Raw genomic sequence first — 15,698 nt, forward strand, 5'->3', positions numbered from 1 at the left:
ACGAACGATCAATCGCTTCAAGCAGTTTCGACGGATTGCCACCCGCTATGAAAAACGGGCAGAGAATTATCTTGCCATGCTCTCCATTGCTGCAATTCTCCTTTGGCTCTAGGTTTTAAAACACGCCCTAGTAAAATTCAGAGTTAAATCTTAGAAATATGTTTCAAAGTAGCTGTGTGACTTAAGGCATGCGCTTTGGTACTAGCTGATGAGCCAACTGAGGCATTAGACCATCAAACCTCAGAAGAAGTAATGACCTTGCCCACAAATCTCAATGAGCAAGGCATCAGGATTGTTATTGTCATTCACGAACCGGATGTGGCTGCCCAAACCCATCGCATCATCCAAGTTAGAGATGGTTTAGTGGTGGATTAAACGTCGTAGATCCGACACTCAGCCGCATCTGGGTTCTGGTCACAGTAGACTTCTAAAGAAGTTTTGCTGGATTTCACTTGACGGTGAGCACGCTCAGCTTGGAGTTCTTCCACAATGTCCCAAGCAACTGCACAATTGGCGGAAGTATTACCAGTTGACTCGCAAGCAGTCCGGGCTTGAGCGATCGCGTCTTGAATGGCTTGCTCTAGAGAAGAGACTTCTAATGTATTAATCATGGTCAACGACAGCCCTTCAAGAGCCCTTGTGTAGAGTAAAAGAGTTAGTTGCGAAGCGTTATGACTGCAACTAACTCTTTTACTCTAGACATCCACAATTAGATCGGCAGGTGAGAAAACCGTAATTCCTGTAGGGATGTTTTCCCCCTGCTTAGGAACTAAGCAAAAGTTATAAGCAAATACTTAATCATTACTCCATTGAGCATGACCAATCAAATCACCCACTGGGTCTCGCAGAAGAAAGTCATTGGCTTCTAGCTCCTGCTCAACTTCTACCCATTCGCGAACTGGAAAATAACGAAATAAGACATAAATAGGTTGATGACGGCTAATCACTCTTCGCTCGACCAAGCAGCGAGCTTCATCTTGAATGACTTCAATAGAGGCGTGAATGGAGCGATTCATCGTAGCCTTATAAAAACCAGCAATTGATGTTTTTGGATGTTTTTTAGGGCAGAACCGCACTCAGTCTGCCCTTCAGATTTAGTGAAGTACAGCTAACGGTTTACGCCGCTTTGGGAGAATTTGTTTCGACGAGGGGCGATCGCGATTTTATGTCAAAGCTATATCCATCCGGGAGGATATGCAGTTTTACACCACAAAGCGCTAGACCCTCATCTTTGAGCAGATTATGTAAGTTTGAGTACACCATGTCTTGTAAATCGACAATAGTAACAGCGCCCGCACCAATCACTGAGAGTTGTCCCCCACTAACGATGATTGCGGTATTTTCATCAATTCCAATACCTAACAGGTGGGGTTGCTCGGCCACGGCTGACAGCAAGCGTCCAAGGCGGCCTCGCTGGGCAAAATGTTGGTCGATTACAGCCTCTGGCATAAAACTGAGGCCATCATCTGTTTCTACAATCTCAATTCGGGGGTGAGTTTCGGCTTCTCCTTCTACAATCATGGCGTCAGACATCATGCTTGCCCCTGCACTGGTGCCCCCAAGAATCAACCCTTGAGCATAGCGTTGATGTAGCAACCGATCTAGTTTTGTACCCTTGATATATTTAGTGATCCGATCCTGTTGCCCGCCCGTAAAAAAGACTCCAGTGGCTTCGCGAATTGCAGACAAGGCTTCAGGAGCTTCAGCCTCCTCGCGGCTGTCTGTATCTACTACACGAACCTGCTCAACACCTAGACGCTCAAATACTTGAATGTAGTTGTCTCCGACTTCTTTGGGTAATTCTGTTGCAACGGTCATTACAACAATCTTGGCTTGACGGCTGCCAGCGCGGCGAACAAATTCGCGCAGAATACTGCAATCTCCCTGCTTATCCTCAGCTCCCCCGATAATTACAAGTTGTCCTTGTTTAACAGCTTGAGCATGAGTTCCCATCTGTACTTGATTGATGTCAATGACCATTTGAGTTAATTCCGTCTAATACTAAAGATTGAATTGAATGAGGTCTACGGCTGGTAAAACTCAGTTGCAAGAAAATATCAAAAGTTCCCCCGCCTGTTTTTGCCGTTTAGAACAAAGACAGATCGAAGAGAGACATTGTTGATTGATATGACAGTGACGAAGGCTAAACCACGATCATTAGGTTTTATCAGCCCACCTGAATAAAAACTTGGCAATCTTTGCCTAGCTTCTAAGGCTGTAATAAGTAGAGTACAGACTAACTAACAGGCTCACGTCTGCCCTATGTCATGATTTCAAATTAAACTGATCTGTATTAGGGTATACAGAAAAATACTGATTAACCATTCTCTATCTTTCTAGAGAATAGGTCAGTGTCTACTGTGTTTGCTAAGGTGGCGCTACTGTCTATAAAAGCCAGTTATCCAGCTCAACAAGTAGGTTTAGTGCAGAAGATAGGCTTATTGCACTTGATAGCTAAGCGATCGCCAAAATTGATGATCTACGCGATCGCTTGCCAAGAATAATTCTTAACTGAAGTTCTTACCTCAGGCAGAGGTTGGCTAGAGAAAAAATCTCGGATCTGCTTAGAATAGAAACATTTGATTATGAACTTTGATTAAATAAAACTAGGTTGCTAAAAATAGGCAGAGCCAAGAAGTTATGAAGATTGAGTAAAAAACCATCTAAGTAGGACTAGGGATCGACAACATTCAAAAAGTATTACTACAATGAAATCAGCATCCATTCAATATGAGGCGTTATTCTTAAGAATTGGAGAAAGCTTTACTGATAGCTTTTCTAAGTCTAGAGCGCATCACTCAATCAAGTCTTAGTCAAGTTATTTGAGAGGGGCTAAGCTTATCAAGCTTACCTGACGCTACAGCGCAAGAATATCCAACATCTGGCCTCTCTTTTTGCTCCCTACTCTCTCTTTGATTCCCTGCAAATTGTAGGACTCAACACCACATTACTCATATTTTTAGTGACCCCTGTAGCTTGATTCAAGCTAGCAGAAGTGGACGCTGCTGAAAAATATAAGCGAGGAAGTTAAGTGACATGCTGAACTTATCCAAGCCGAAGGAGTTTGATTGCCTAGCCAGCTACATCCTAGAAATGGTGACAGCTGTAAAGGTAGACCAACTCAAGCCCTTCTTTGACACCCTGCCACCCGATCCTTATTTAACGGGGAATTACCGCTTTAGGCGTCTCTCTCATTTTCAAATTGCAGGCGATCGCTTGGTTAAATTACCCCATCGACGTTTATTCCAATCGAAAGCTTACAATCCCTTATTGGGCGATGTAGCGAGAGAATATGCCGAGCTGGATGATGCATTAATTGAGCTGGAAGACTTTCAAAAAATCATTTGGGAATTTTTCCAGTTTTGCCAACTTTGCACTCCTCATAAAGAAGTTGCGGTTCATCAAATTAGAACCACAGCTACTTCTCAACAGGTGGGAAATCCGGCTCCAGAAGGGATTCACCGAGACGGGGTTGATTTAGTGGGTATCTTTTCTGTCAATCGCATGCAAATTGAGGGCGGTGAAACACATCTTTACAAAGATAAGCAGGGCAGCCCAGCTTTTACTAAAGTACTCAATCCGGGCGAGCTTCTAGTATTTAGAGACGATCAATATTTTCATTTCACCTCCTCTGTGAGTGCGATCGCCCCTGAAGCTGGCGAGAGAGATGTCTTTGTCTTCACTTGCCCTGGACTCTTTCCACCAGAATAAACCTTCTACCCAAATTAACATTAATGGGGAGACGTTTATGATCGCCCTTGACCTCAACTGGATTCGCTCTCAGTTTCCAGCCTTGACGCAAGAAATCAACGGTCAACCTACTATCTTTTGCGATGGTCCCGGTGGTACTCAAGTCCCAAAGGCGGTGGTGGATGCCATCAGCGACTACTTGCTCACCTCCAACGCCAATGCTCATGGTGCTTTTGCTACGAGCCAGCGGACAGATGCGCTGATTGCCGCCGCTCGTGATGCGGTTGCTGACTTTCTCAACTGTGACAGTGATGAAGTTGTGTTTGGTGCCAACATGACCACTCTCACCTACACCATCAGTCGCGCCATTGGTCGGGCCCTGCAACCCGGAGATGAAATCATTGTCACCGCCCTCGACCACTACGCCAATGTCTGTTCCTGGCAAGCTCTAGCGGAGCAGGGAATTGTGGTTCGCACAGTAGATATTCATCCCGAAGATTGCACCCTGAATTGGGAGGAGTTGACGCGATCGCTAAATGAGCGCACCAAGTTAGTAGCGATCGGCTATGCCTCCAATGCTGTCGGCACCATTAATGATGTTGCTAAAATTGCTCAACTCGCTCACCAAGTCGGCGCTTGGGTGTTTATAGATGCCGTTCACTATGCCCCCCACGGCGCGATCGATGTGCAAGCCTTAGACTGTGATTTTCTCGTCTGCTCAGCTTACAAATTCTTCGGACCTCACCTAGGGATTCTATATGGCAAGCGAGAACATTTAGCACGCCTCCAGCCTTACAAAGTCCTGCCTGCTCCCGATGAGGTGCCGTCTCGTTGGGAAACAGGCACACAAAACTATGAAGGTATGGCAGGTCTGCTTGCTACCCTGGGCTACTTAACTGAACTGGGACATCGAGTTGACCCGTCTGGGCAAAACCGCCGGGCGGCTCTAACTGCCGTTACAGCTGCGATTCACACCCATGAAGCTGAACTGAGCCAAGCATTACTGCGGGGATTACTGGAGGTTCCTGGTTTAACCATCTATGGCATCATCGAGCTAAGCCGCTTGTCGGAACGAACGCCAACTTTCGGTCTCCGTATCAAGGGCTACACCCCCGCCGAACTCGCGACTCAACTGGGCGATCGCGGTATCTTCACCTGGCATGGTCACTTCTATGCCTTAGGCGTAATAGAGCGGCTAGGGCTGGCAGCAAGCGGTGGTTTATTGAGGATTGGTTTGGTGCACTACAACACGATAGATGAGGTCAATCGATTACTACAGGCATTACATGAAATGACCGAACCTGTAGGGGTGGGTTTTGCAAATAGATTATCCTCTCAACATATATCTTAGCTAAACCTATCCCCACCACTATGGAATATTGGCTACGAGGGGTAATGAGGAATGAACAGAATTTTAGTAACTGGGTCGCAAGGGCAACTGGGAAGTGACTTGGTGACAACTCTGCGTCAGATCTATGGAGTAGAACAGGTTGTAGAAAGTGGGCGATCGCAACCTCATTCTGAAACCAATTCCTACTTGTATAAAACCCTAGATGTTACTAACCATCAGCAGCTACAGGCGATCATCGAACAAGAACAAATTCAAACGATCTATCATCTTGCCGGAGTACTCTCAGCCAAAGGCGAACAATACCCAGATCGCTGCTGGGACGTTAATGTCAATGGTTTGAGAAACATTTTAGAAGCTGCAAAAACATATCAGTTAAAAGTCTTTTTTCCTAGCTCGATCGCGGTCTTTGGGCCTCACACCCCTAAACTAGATACCCCTCAAATTACGGTTGAAGATCCCGCTACGATCTACGGGATTACTAAGGTTACAGGGGAATTGCTCTGCCATTACTACGCACACCGCTTTGGCGTTGATGTCCGGAGTTTACGTTTACCAGGCATCATTAGCTACAGCACTCCTCCAGGGGGCGGCACCACAGATTTTGCGGTAGAAATTTTTGCGGCAGCGCTCCAGCATGATACTTACACCTGCTTTGTGCGCCCAGAAACTCGGCTACCCATGATGTATGTGCCAGATGCTATCCGTGCCATTTTAGATTTAATGGCTGCTGATCCAAACTCGATTAAAATTCGCTCCAGCTACAACATTACTGCCGTGAGTTTCTCTGCTGCCGAATTAGTCACTGAAATCCAAAAACATCTTCCTCATTTTAACTGCCACTACGCACCGGATTTTCGTCAAGCGATCGCAGACTCTTGGCCTGCTGTGATTGATGACTCACGCGCAAGAGCCGATTGGGGTTGGAAGCATCAATATGGCTTATCGGCAATCGTGGTGGATATGTTAGAGAAGCTCTCGCAAAGAATAAAAATCACAAGCCAAAAGCCAGCCGTGAGAAGTTGACTTTTTGACTTTTATTAACACTTTTTAATTCGTTTTAATTTGGTCATGTTTACCTCCAAAGCTATTTTTCAAACCCTCCTAGATGAGATCCACCAATCGGGTCTGAGTAAAGAAGAGCGGGTGCTGACAACGCCACAGGGAGCTGAAATTGCAGTTCGAGCTGGCAGGGAAGTACTGAACTTTTGCGCCAATAATTACTTGGGATTGGCTAATCATCCTGATGTCGTCGCAGCGGCGCAGGTGGGAATTGCCAAGTACGGATTTGGCCTCTCCTCTGGGCGCTTTATCTGTGGTACTCAGGTGATTCATAAAGAGCTAGAGAATAGGATTGCAGAATTCTTGGGCACAGAGGATGCGATCCTCTACACCTCCTGTTTTGATGCGAATGGAGGATTATTTGAGACCATTCTTGATGCCGATTCTGCGGTAATCAGCGATGCCCTAAACCATGCCAGCGTTATTGATGGCATTCGACTGTGCAGGGCTAAGCGGTATCGCTATGCGCATAGTGATATGCAGGAATTAGAACAAGTTCTGCAAGAGACTCAGACCGCTAAAATTCGGCTGATTGCCACAGATGGCGTTTTTAGCATGGATGGAGAGATTGCCAAGCTAGAGCAAATTTGCGACTTAGCGGAGAAATATGATGCTTTGGTCATGGTAGATGATAGCCACGGCACCGGAGTTTTGGGAGCCCGGGGACGGGGTTCGATCGAGCATTGTGGTGTAATGGGGCGAGTAGATATTATCACCAGCACCCTTGGGAAAGCCTTAGGAGGTGCTTCTGGTGGTTTTACCGCTGCTCATAAACAGATAGTGGATCTATTGCGGCAACGATCGCGGCCTTATCTATTCTCTAATACCTTGGCTCCTGCCATTACCTACACCAGCATTCGGGTCTTAGATTTGCTCAACGAAACCAGTGAGCTACGCGATCGCCTGATGGAGAATACACGCTACTTTCGGCAGCAGATGAGCGATCGCGGCTTCAACATTAAATCGGGTATCCATCCCATTGTGCCAATCATGCTCTACGAAGCCAAGTTAGCCGAGGATATGGCACACGATCTGCTAGAGGAAGGCATTTATGTAGTTGGGTTTAGCTATCCTGTGGTGCCTCAAGGTCAGGCCCGCATTCGGGTTCAGCTCTCTGCTGCTCATACCCAAGCCCATCTTGAGCACTGTATTGATGCGTTTGCCCGAGTCGGCAAAAAACATGGCGTGATTTAGGTAAATTGGTTATGTCATACTCTACTCGCGATCGCACTGCAAACCAGCCTCAAAGCATTCATGAACCACCCTATGTAGAAGTTGATGGACTGCTTTTCTACAAGGAGGCAGGCAAACAACCTGAGTTTCTAGATGCTGCATTTGCAACCATCTTATTTGGTGAAAGGGTGGTTATAGATCACTTGGTGATGTTGTTCTCCAGCTCCGTAGATCTCACCCAATACGCCAACAACTTAATTCAGTATGGAGCGAAAACCATTGAAGGGCCAGGAATATGGCCACAAGACTTCTGCCCAGGTTTCACCGCTTTCCCGGCTGATCTAACGATGTATTTGCTCTCAGTGCTAATGCCATCCGGCGGCATTCTGGTCCTAGCCGCTCCCCATGCATCTAGTGATCAGCTCGATCGCCTTTTGCAAGAGCGGGGCTTAAATACCGTTCATCATGTTGCCCTGCGTACCAATGATATAAATGCAACAGCCGAAGTGTGGCAGAGCAAAGGCTTTGTACCCTTATCAGTAGCGCCTCAAGATGATGGTTGCCTGTGTCAGTGGTCTCTCAAAAATTCAGCCGGACAGATCATAGAATTAATTCACCGTCGATGTGTAAAGGGAGCCACTTTCTCTTGTCAAAACATCGCTGCCTTACGTCTTACAGAAAAAACCTAACCCCCCACCCCTTCCGTTGCGCCTACTTAAGCTTACCTACCGCTATTTGAATCCGTTCTAACGCCTCATGGATATTCTCTAGAGAATTAGCATAGGAAAGTCTTAAATAGCCATCACCATACTCACCGAAAGCAGTTCCTGAAAGGACAGCAACGCCTGCTTCCTGTAACAGATAATCAGCCAGCACATCAGAAGAGAGGGGCAGTTGCTTGACATTGGGGAATACATAGAACGCACCTGTGGGTCTGCGGCATTGGATTCCGGCGATCGCATTAAGTCCTTCAACAATCACATCTCGCCGTTGTTGGAATTCAGCCATCATTTGCTCCACCGCATCCTGTGGCCCAGTCAAGGCTTCTATTCCAGCGATTTGCGTAAATGAACAGGTGCAAGAATTAGAATTAATCATCAGTTGCACCATCTTTTCCGTGATGGCCTGAGGAGCCACACCATACCCCAAGCGCCAGCCTGTCATCGCATAGGTTTTGGAGTGACCATCCAGCAAAATAGTCCGCGCTTTCATTCCTGGCAAACTTAAAATACTTTGATGCTTCTCGCCATAGACCATGCGGGAATAAACCTCATCAGAGAGCACATAGAAATCATGTTTATTGGCTAGCTCTGCGATCGCGGCCAAATCTTCTACGGCCAACAGCCCGCCTGTAGGATTTTGAGGAGAATTAATAATTAAGAGTTTGGTGCGCTCGGAAATAGCACTAACTAAGTCTTCAATCCGAAAGCGAAAATCTACTTCTTCCCGTAACGGCAAAGGTACAGCTTTAGCGCCAACAAAACTGATTACCGATTCATAAACCGGAAAACCTGGATTGGGATAAATGACCTCATCTCCCGGATTCACCAGGGTCAAAATGGTGAAAAAGATAATCGGTTTGGCTCCAGGTGTGACGACGACTTCATCGGGATGAACTTCCACATCTCTGGTCGCTGCAATATACTCAGCAATTACTTTGCGAAACTCTAATAGACCAGCCGCAGGACCATAGCCCGTATATCCTTCGCGCATGGCTCGGCAGGCGGCTTCACAGATATTGGCAGGAGTCGGGAAATCGGGCTGACCAATCTCCAGATGAATCACATTTTTGCCCTGAGCTTCCAACTTTTTAGCTCTAGCAAGCACCTCAAAAGCGGATTCAGTGCCTAGGTGACTCATACGTTCTGCAAATATTGTCATAATTACCTCACTGTATGAAAAATCAGCTAGCTCCCTAAATCTCCCTCATAAAGGCGTTAGACGGTATTGGTCACGCAGCACCCGTCGCATCACCTTGTTAGAAGCTGTCCGTGGCAAAGCATCTAACATGACCACATCACGAATTTTGAAGAGAGGATTAAGATTCTGGGCGATCGCAGTTTGTAGAGAGGTTTTTAGTTCCTCTCTAGTTTTCGAGCTATTCGGGACAACTACTACATAAATAATCAACTGACTAGGACCACCGCCCGGAGGGTTAATGGCGATCGCCGCTGTCTCACAAATATTCTCAACTCTATTCAGCACTTGCTCAATCTCTGTGGAACTCACCTTAATTCCACCCAAATTCATTGCATCATCTACTCGGCCCTCGGCTCGATAGTAGCCGTTGGGTAAACGTTCTAAGCGATCGCCGTGGCGACGAAGAGGGGTGAAGGGGGAGGGATGAGAAGAACCTCTTTTACTCTTAGCTTCTATAGCCTGGCACAGGACAGGTAAACAAGGTGTATCGGCAAAGTACACTTGATGATGATCCCGATTCAGCAGTTCAGTCGAGAGCCCCATAGACGGAGGAATGATGAATGCTTCGCCTCTCTCTGCTGGCTGTCCTTCTGCGTCCGTAATGACAACATCAAGACCGAGAGCAGGAGTGGTAAAAGTAGCAGGAGCGCAAGGTTGTACTACAGTTCCAGTAATGTATGCTCCACCGATCTCGGTCCCACCGCAGTATTCTATGATGGGTTTGTAGCCTGCCAAAGACATGAGGAACAACATATCTTGTGAATTGGAACACTCACCTGTAGAGCTAAAAGCTTTAATCGTGCTCCAGTCCAGCCCTCTCATACAATTAGTATTTTTCCATGCTGTTACTAAACTAGGCACTACACCCAGCATAGTGACGTGGGCATCTTGAATGAATTTTCCGAACTCTCTGGTCGTTGGGGTGCCGTAGTACAAGGCGATCGCGGCCTGATTAATCAAACTGGCATAGATCAGCCATGGCCCCATCATCCAACCTAGATTGGTCGGCCAAGCCACCACATCTCCAGCATGAATGTCTTGGTGTAGATGTCCATCTACGGCACATTTAATCGGCGTGGTCTGCGTCCAAGGAATGGCCTTGGGTTCACCAGTGGTCCCAGAAGAGAACAAGATATTAGTGTGAGCTGATGCAACCGCAGGTATAGGCTGAAATTGCTGTCGATCACTGAGGAAATTTTGCCAGGACAGATCACCCGATCGCAATTGAGTGTTAGAAGAAGTAGCAAGAACGATCGCTTTTGAAGACTGTGCCTCTATGATTTTGGTATAGAGAGGTAATTGCTTTCCAGCCCGCAGAATCAAGTCTTGCGTGAATACTGCTTTTGCTTGCGCGATCTGTAAGCGGATAGCGATTTCAGGTGCAGCAAAGCTATCCGCGACCGACACCACCACACAACCCGCCTGAACAATCCCCAAATAAATCGCAACTGCTTCTACTGTCATCGGTAAGACAACAGCGATCGCATCTCCTGGCTGGAAACCCAGTTCTACCAAACCATTTGAAATCTGATTCACCAAACTACGCAGTTCGCCATAGGTGAGGGTAGCCAGCGAACCTCCCTCCGGTTGGAAGACAATGGCTGTAGCGCTATTGGGGGCTTGGAAACAACTTTCCACAATATTGAGCCGAGCATTGACCAACCACTGAGGCGATTCAACTCCTTGGGATAAATCTAGAATCTGTGTATAGTTTTGCTGAAAGCGAATTCCCAACCGTCGCATCATGACTTGCCAAAACTCATCTCGATGCTGACAGGACCAAGTATGGAGGCCGACATAGGTGGCGATCGCCTGCTCTCGCATTAAAACCGCAATATTTGTAGATTGAATTTGCTCCAGAGAAGGAGACCAGGCAGGAGGAGGCCCCTGATTTTCATCCCAGTCAGCAAAAGTTTTGGTGTAGAGGAGTTGATGTAACGCCCAAGGGTGCTCAGGTTTCAAAAGATGTTGAGTGAAATATTGCCAACACTCAATCGTTGGTAAAGCAGCAAGCAACTGATTGATCTGAGGCAAAAGTTGAGTAGCAATGTGGTTTTCAAGGCCACAGATCAGGAGTTGCGCCAAGGACAATTGTTTGGCGATCGCAATTCACCCCTTGCAAAAATAGATTTGAATCTAGCTGCCTAATGGGGAGTGATGAAAAGCCTCAAGTCATTTGAGAGGAAATGGAATAAAAATTTAGAGCGTGTATGATGAAGCTTGAAACACTCCTCTGCATCTATGTTAATACACTTATCTGCCTGACCTCTAAAGCTTTACTAAGCTTGATTTCCAAGAGTTAGAGATTGATTACAAACATTTAATATGTTTACAGAAAAGCAGTTGGCACTCAATCTTGATCCCACAGCGATTGCTCAATCACCAAAATTTGGCAATTTAGTTGAGCGAGCAATAGAAATATTGGAGGCAATGTTGTCCAGTGAGCAGCTCTCTGTACAAGAGCGGATGAATCTTGCTGCCAAAATTTTGGAACTAGAACAACAAAAGGTAATCCAACAGACATCTGTAGCAAGTCAGGCAGATTCATGGGCCTTAAATCTCTCTGAGCCTTGGAAACAATGGATCATTGAGAACAAGCTTCGCCAAGTTCCAGACTCTGTTTTAGTTGAGACAATGGTCCGCGAAGGAATTGATGCAGCCCTAGCAACTCAGGCAGTCAGCTATATTGCAACCGAAAAAACCTTTCAAACAGAAAGTGAAACACTGCAACGTCTACGTAAACTAGAGTCTATTCTGACGATTCAACGCCAACTCACACAGCTATCTCCTAACTTTAGTACGATTGAACGGCGCGATCGCATCTCTAGAGAAGAATTTTTAGAAAAATATTACGCAACCAACACACCTGTTATTTTGACAGGCATGATGGCGGACTGGCCTGCCCTTTCCTCGTGGACTCCTGACTTTTTAAAGACGAATTACGGTCAAGCAGAAGTACAAATCCAATTTGGTCGCAGCTCAGACCCCAGCTACGAAATCAATACTAATCAACATAAGCGGGCAATCAAGCTTAGCGAATATGTAGATATGGTGGTTCAGGGTGGAGAAAGTAATAACTACTACATGGTTGCCAACAATGGCAACCTTGAGCGCGAAGACCTCAAAGGTCTGTTCAAGGACTTTATCATGTTTCCGGAACTACTGAACCCTGAAAGCACAAAAGGCACAGTCTTCTTTTGGTTTGGGCCAGCAGGCACCGTTACTCCGTTGCACCACGACCCAATGAACTTGATGATGGCTCAAGTGTATGGACGCAAGCGCTGGCGGCTAATTTCACCCGCTGCCACTCCCTTGGTTTACAACGATATTGGTGTCTTCAGTCGTGTAGATTTGGAGAATATAGATTACGAAAAGTATCCACTCTTTAAAGATGTTCAGATTATTGAAACAGTATTAGAACCTGGAGAGGTAATTTTCGTACCAGTGGGATGGTGGCATCAAGTCAAAGGGCTGGACGTTAGCATCTCGCTGTCATTTACCAATTTCATCTTCCCCAACACATACTCACATCAAAACCCTCATATTACTTCATCGACAGACACATCATCGACAGGCAAAGCGGCTCAAAGTAGTCAGGTAGCGTCAGGGCAAGCAACTTTGCTGGCTCAGCAGTCTAATTTGGTCCTGAATCATGGCCCTCTCACGAATGAGATAGTTGAGAGCCTCAATGCTTCATACCTGGTAGATGAGATCTTTGCCGAGGAACCGTTAATTATTTCGTTTGGTTTTGTCTCTTGGGATGGTCTTCCTCAGTTTGATTTTTACGGCAGAACCAAAAAATTGGCTCAGTTAGCTGTAAACCTATCAACCGAATTTTGGTGCGAGACTTATCCAACAGTTGGTATCAGCGCGGCATCCCAGGACTAGGACACACAGTTAACGAAGTTGTAGATAGCCTGAAACAACTAATTGTTCAAATTGCCCCTAGCAAAGTCATTATGATTGGGCAGTCTATGGGTGGGTATGCCGCCATTATGTTTGGACAACTGTTAGGAGCCGATCAGATCATTACTTTTGGTCCTCTGTCCTGCCTAGACTCCGCTCAAGCGATCGCAATGGGCGATACTCGCTGGCTCTCCATCATGGAAGCCCTAGAGACAAATCCTCCTAGTGTTCGTTATTTTGACTTGCCTACACTCTGCCAGACTTCTCCTCATACTCCAGATATACGTATCTTCTATGGTAAAAAGCCAGATCCAGAAACACCTGGAACTGTGAATTTAGACGATCTGCATGCTAGCCGCTTTAATGCCTTACCAAACTGCACAATTCAAGCATTTGAGGAATCAGGGCATGCAATTGTCAAATATTTGGTAGATCACAAGTTGATGGATAACTTGCTACTCAAGACAATTTTTTAAGCAGGTGGTTATTGCATGTAAAGATCGCTTTCCAAGCCATCCCAAAAGACCGCGATCGCTTCCAGAATCTCTCGACCTCCTTGGAAAAACTTGACTGGATCAAAATCAGAGCTGAAGTAAACAGCTTCAATCTCTTCTAACGTATGTCCTGCATGTTGCGCTTCTACGCGGTTGTGCCAAGTGAAGAAGGCTAACGGTAGTTGAGGATGTCGAGTTTGTTTAATCTTTAGCAAACCATCTTCTAGCTCTTGCCAGAACCCTGCTGCGGCCCAATGCTCCACGGCAAAGCTCGCACCTTCCGCAATTTGGGGGTCGTCGCTGCCGTAGAGCCGAATCAACTCATCACAGAAATGCAGCGTTGCTGGTGTGCCATGCTTACGTTTACCAATATCCGCGAAATTCAGCTCTAAACTGGCTGCAACTGCCACTAACCATTCAAAGTGAGCGGCGCGGAAACGACAAATTCCTCCATCTACTGTGCCTTCTGTTCCGACCAGTTCTGGATCACCTTCTTGCTCTTTTTCTGCCTCAGTTAAAGATGGCTGATTGGCGATCGCTTGCCCAGGCTTACGGTAGATTACGCCTAATTCATTTAAGAGAATTTCACGGCTCGCACGAGACTGTTGGAGTGTCGGAGCATTAATCTCCTTTTGTAGTGCTGCAATTAAAAACTGATTAGAGAAAACCGAGAATTGCTGGATAAAGTGCCGTAACTCAGCATCTGTCGCTTCACCCTGCTGAAACCAACGGGTGTAAGCATTGTTTGTAATAATTCGGTGTTGGAGAAAGTGGCAATCGATTTCAGCCAGAAAAGCTTGAAACTCGGTCACTTGGTCTTGAGTTAGCTGGCCTTGCTGCAAACGTTCTTGTATTCGAGAAGAGATTGCAGGAGTAGGCGAGTTGAGAACTGTAGTCATCATCGAAGTTCTCCTGAGAAGAGAGAGAAAAACTAAAAATCCAGATTAAGCGCTCCAACTGTAGAGATAATTGAGATCCTCTAAGTGCGTAGCCTGAGCAGTCAGCCTGAGGGGGCGGAAGGTGTCAATCATGACAGCTAATTCATCAGTGCGCTCTTTACCAATCGACCCTTCATACATACCGGGATGGGGACCGTGGGGGATGCCGCTAGGATGCACAGTGACAGAAGCTTCTTCGATGCCTCTGCGTGACATAAAGTTACCCGCAGCGTAGTAAAGCACCTCATCCGAATCGACATTGGAGTGATTGTAGGGCGCAGGAATGGCGAGTGGGTGGTAGTCGAACAGACGCGGCACAAAAGAACAAATCACAAACCCAGCCGCCGCAAAGGTTTGATGCACAGGAGGCGGCTGGTGCACCCGTCCGGTAATTGGTTCAAAATCCTCAATATTTAAAGCATAAGGATACAGATGACCATCCCAACCCACCACATCTAGCGGATGATAGTGATAGAGATAATGCGTAATACAACCCTGCGCCTTAATTTGAACTTCAAACTCCCCTGCTTCATCGTGAGCCACTAAGTCTTGGGGTGGGCGAATGTCCCGCTCACAATAAGGCGCATGTTCCAGAAACTGGCCGTACCGATTCAGATACCGCTGAGGTGGTTCGATATGTCCCTGAGCTTCGATCGCCAACATCCGCTGCTCACTCTCTGCATCTGGCAGAATCCGCCACAGTACCCCAGTCGGAATCACCAAATAATCTCCCGGTCGATAAGGCAGCACACCATACTGGCTCTCCAATATCCCTGTACCCTGATGGATAAAGATCACCTCATCTCCGTGAGCAAAGCGGTACCAGTAAGCCATCGGCTCTGTTGGTTGAGCGACAGAAATACAGACATCGGAATTTACTAGTAAAGGAATTCGAGCCGCGATCGCATCTCCACCTGCTGTGACATCTGCGGTGCGTAAATGACGATGCCGCAAGGCACTCGATTCTTCATAAGCAATTTTGGTGTCTTGATGAGATAACACCTTATAAACCTGAGTTGGTGGCCGCAAGTGGTACAACAAAGATTGCACCCCCGAAAACCCTTGGACACTAATCAATTCTTCGTGATAAAGCGAGCCATCCGGTTGACGGAATTGCGTATGCCGTTTATGGGGAATTGCTCCTAGTTTGTAGTAGTAGCTCATAAC

16 protein-coding genes and 1 pseudogene are annotated in these 15,698 nt (G+C 46.5%); 10 read left to right on the forward strand and 7 right to left on the reverse strand.

What is annotated here, in order from left to right:
- Positions 1 to 112, forward strand: a pseudogene (locus NDA01_RS19135) (IS5-like element ISMra2 family transposase); the annotation flags it as partial.
- Between the two features lie 140 nt (positions 113 to 252).
- Positions 253 to 375, forward strand: a complete 123-nt coding sequence (locus tag NDA01_RS19140) for a hypothetical protein (protein WP_431193449.1) — start codon at positions 253 to 255, stop codon at positions 373 to 375.
- Here NDA01_RS19140 and NDA01_RS19145 read toward each other — a convergent pair.
- The 3 genes from NDA01_RS19145 to NDA01_RS19155 form a co-directional block, all read right to left on the reverse strand.
- Positions 372 to 611, reverse strand: coding sequence for a Calvin cycle protein CP12 (locus tag NDA01_RS19145; protein ID WP_348229193.1), 240 nt, complete (start codon positions 609 to 611; stop codon positions 372 to 374). The two genes, NDA01_RS19140 and NDA01_RS19145, sit on opposite strands and share 4 nt — an antisense overlap.
- A 183-nt stretch (positions 612 to 794) precedes the next feature.
- Positions 795 to 1,016, reverse strand: a complete 222-nt coding sequence (locus NDA01_RS19150) for a DUF4327 family protein (protein ID WP_190554018.1) — start codon at positions 1,014 to 1,016, stop codon at positions 795 to 797.
- A gap of 100 nt (positions 1,017 to 1,116) precedes the next feature.
- Positions 1,117 to 1,980: a cyanophycinase gene (locus NDA01_RS19155; RefSeq protein ID WP_348229194.1), complete on the reverse strand. Its 864-nt coding sequence runs from the start codon at positions 1,978 to 1,980 to the stop codon at positions 1,117 to 1,119.
- Positions 1,981 to 2,351: 371 nt separating this feature from the next.
- Here NDA01_RS19155 and NDA01_RS19160 point away from each other — a divergent pair, with 371 nt between their 5' ends.
- The 6 genes from NDA01_RS19160 to NDA01_RS19185 all read left to right on the forward strand — a co-directional run bounded on the left by NDA01_RS19160 (position 2,352) and on the right by NDA01_RS19185 (position 7,962).
- Positions 2,352 to 2,504 carry a hypothetical protein gene (locus NDA01_RS19160; protein ID WP_190557691.1) on the forward strand — a complete coding sequence of 51 codons (153 nt, stop codon included), beginning with the start codon at positions 2,352 to 2,354 and terminating at the stop codon, positions 2,502 to 2,504.
- 532 nt (positions 2,505 to 3,036) lie between these two features.
- Positions 3,037 to 3,711, forward strand: coding sequence for a 2OG-Fe dioxygenase family protein (locus NDA01_RS19165; RefSeq protein WP_348229195.1), 675 nt, complete (start codon positions 3,037 to 3,039; stop codon positions 3,709 to 3,711).
- Positions 3,668 to 5,041 (forward strand): cysteine desulfurase-like protein, encoded by a 1,374-nt coding sequence (locus NDA01_RS19170; RefSeq protein WP_431193450.1) that lies wholly within the window; start codon positions 3,668 to 3,670, stop codon positions 5,039 to 5,041. The genes NDA01_RS19165 and NDA01_RS19170 overlap by 44 nt, the downstream gene beginning before the upstream one ends.
- A 51-nt stretch (positions 5,042 to 5,092) precedes the next feature.
- The gene (locus NDA01_RS19175) at positions 5,093 to 6,064 is read left to right on the forward strand and encodes an NAD-dependent epimerase/dehydratase family protein (protein WP_348229196.1); all 972 of its coding nucleotides are present in this window, start codon (positions 5,093 to 5,095) and stop codon (positions 6,062 to 6,064) included.
- 45 nt (positions 6,065 to 6,109) lie between these two features.
- Entirely contained in the window at positions 6,110 to 7,294 is a 1,185-nt protein-coding gene (kbl, locus tag NDA01_RS19180) for a glycine C-acetyltransferase (protein WP_348229197.1), read from the forward strand.
- An 11-nt stretch (positions 7,295 to 7,305) separates the two neighbouring features.
- Entirely contained in the window at positions 7,306 to 7,962 is a 657-nt protein-coding gene (locus NDA01_RS19185; protein ID WP_348229198.1) for a hypothetical protein, read from the forward strand.
- Positions 7,963 to 7,984: 22 nt separating this feature from the next.
- Here the strand turns inward: NDA01_RS19185 and NDA01_RS19190 are convergent, their stop codons facing one another.
- Both NDA01_RS19190 and NDA01_RS19195 read right to left on the reverse strand, forming a co-directional pair.
- Positions 7,985 to 9,154 (reverse strand): pyridoxal phosphate-dependent aminotransferase, encoded by a 1,170-nt coding sequence (locus NDA01_RS19190; RefSeq protein WP_348229199.1) that lies wholly within the window; start codon positions 9,152 to 9,154, stop codon positions 7,985 to 7,987.
- Between the two features lie 45 nt (positions 9,155 to 9,199).
- A complete protein-coding gene (locus NDA01_RS19195; RefSeq protein ID WP_431193451.1) occupies positions 9,200 to 11,278 on the reverse strand; it encodes an AMP-binding protein in 2,079 nt (692 codons plus the stop codon).
- A 240-nt stretch (positions 11,279 to 11,518) separates the two neighbouring features.
- On the opposite strand from NDA01_RS19195, the gene NDA01_RS19200 reads away from it, so the two are divergent.
- The gene (locus NDA01_RS19200; RefSeq protein ID WP_348229200.1) at positions 11,519 to 13,081 is read left to right on the forward strand and encodes a cupin-like domain-containing protein; all 1,563 of its coding nucleotides are present in this window, start codon (positions 11,519 to 11,521) and stop codon (positions 13,079 to 13,081) included.
- On the forward strand, positions 13,033 to 13,575 hold the full coding sequence (locus NDA01_RS19205) for a YqiA/YcfP family alpha/beta fold hydrolase (RefSeq protein WP_348229201.1): 543 nt from the start codon (positions 13,033 to 13,035) through the stop codon (positions 13,573 to 13,575). The genes NDA01_RS19200 and NDA01_RS19205 overlap by 49 nt, the downstream gene beginning before the upstream one ends.
- 8 nt (positions 13,576 to 13,583) lie before the next feature.
- On the opposite strand, the gene NDA01_RS19210 is transcribed toward NDA01_RS19205, so the two are convergent.
- Both NDA01_RS19210 and NDA01_RS19215 read right to left on the reverse strand, forming a co-directional pair.
- Positions 13,584 to 14,495 (reverse strand): hypothetical protein, encoded by a 912-nt coding sequence (locus NDA01_RS19210; protein WP_348229202.1) that lies wholly within the window; start codon positions 14,493 to 14,495, stop codon positions 13,584 to 13,586.
- A 42-nt stretch (positions 14,496 to 14,537) separates the two neighbouring features.
- Positions 14,538 to 15,695 (reverse strand): homogentisate 1,2-dioxygenase, encoded by a 1,158-nt coding sequence (locus NDA01_RS19215; RefSeq protein WP_348229203.1) that lies wholly within the window; start codon positions 15,693 to 15,695, stop codon positions 14,538 to 14,540.
- Positions 15,696 to 15,698 lie beyond the last annotated feature (3 nt).

Origin of the sequence: Trichocoleus desertorum AS-A10 (assembly GCF_039962155.1) — a bacterium.
In the GTDB taxonomy this organism is placed as follows: Bacteria; Cyanobacteriota; Cyanobacteriia; order FACHB-46; family FACHB-46; genus Trichocoleus.

Excerpts from the sequence above, each read along its gene's own strand:
- NDA01_RS19140 (WP_431193449.1), top strand. The coding sequence starts at position 253 with ATGACCTTGCCCACAAATCTCAATGAGCAAGGCATCAGGATTGTTATT.
- NDA01_RS19145 (WP_348229193.1), bottom strand. The coding sequence starts at position 611 with ATGATTAATACATTAGAAGTCTCTTCTCTAGAGCAAGCCATTCAAGAC.
- NDA01_RS19150 (WP_190554018.1), bottom strand. The coding sequence starts at position 1,016 with ATGAATCGCTCCATTCACGCCTCTATTGAAGTCATTCAAGATGAAGCT.
- NDA01_RS19155 (WP_348229194.1), bottom strand. The coding sequence starts at position 1,980 with ATGGTCATTGACATCAATCAAGTACAGATGGGAACTCATGCTCAAGCT.
- NDA01_RS19165 (WP_348229195.1), top strand. The coding sequence starts at position 3,037 with ATGCTGAACTTATCCAAGCCGAAGGAGTTTGATTGCCTAGCCAGCTAC.
- NDA01_RS19170 (WP_431193450.1), top strand. The coding sequence starts at position 3,668 with ATGTCTTTGTCTTCACTTGCCCTGGACTCTTTCCACCAGAATAAACCT.
- NDA01_RS19175 (WP_348229196.1), top strand. The coding sequence starts at position 5,093 with ATGAACAGAATTTTAGTAACTGGGTCGCAAGGGCAACTGGGAAGTGAC.
- kbl (WP_348229197.1), top strand. The coding sequence starts at position 6,110 with ATGTTTACCTCCAAAGCTATTTTTCAAACCCTCCTAGATGAGATCCAC.
- NDA01_RS19185 (WP_348229198.1), top strand. The coding sequence starts at position 7,306 with ATGTCATACTCTACTCGCGATCGCACTGCAAACCAGCCTCAAAGCATT.
- NDA01_RS19190 (WP_348229199.1), bottom strand. The coding sequence starts at position 9,154 with ATGACAATATTTGCAGAACGTATGAGTCACCTAGGCACTGAATCCGCT.
- NDA01_RS19200 (WP_348229200.1), top strand. The coding sequence starts at position 11,519 with ATGTTTACAGAAAAGCAGTTGGCACTCAATCTTGATCCCACAGCGATT.
- NDA01_RS19210 (WP_348229202.1), bottom strand. The coding sequence starts at position 14,495 with ATGATGACTACAGTTCTCAACTCGCCTACTCCTGCAATCTCTTCTCGA.
- NDA01_RS19215 (WP_348229203.1), bottom strand. The coding sequence starts at position 15,695 with ATGAGCTACTACTACAAACTAGGAGCAATTCCCCATAAACGGCATACG.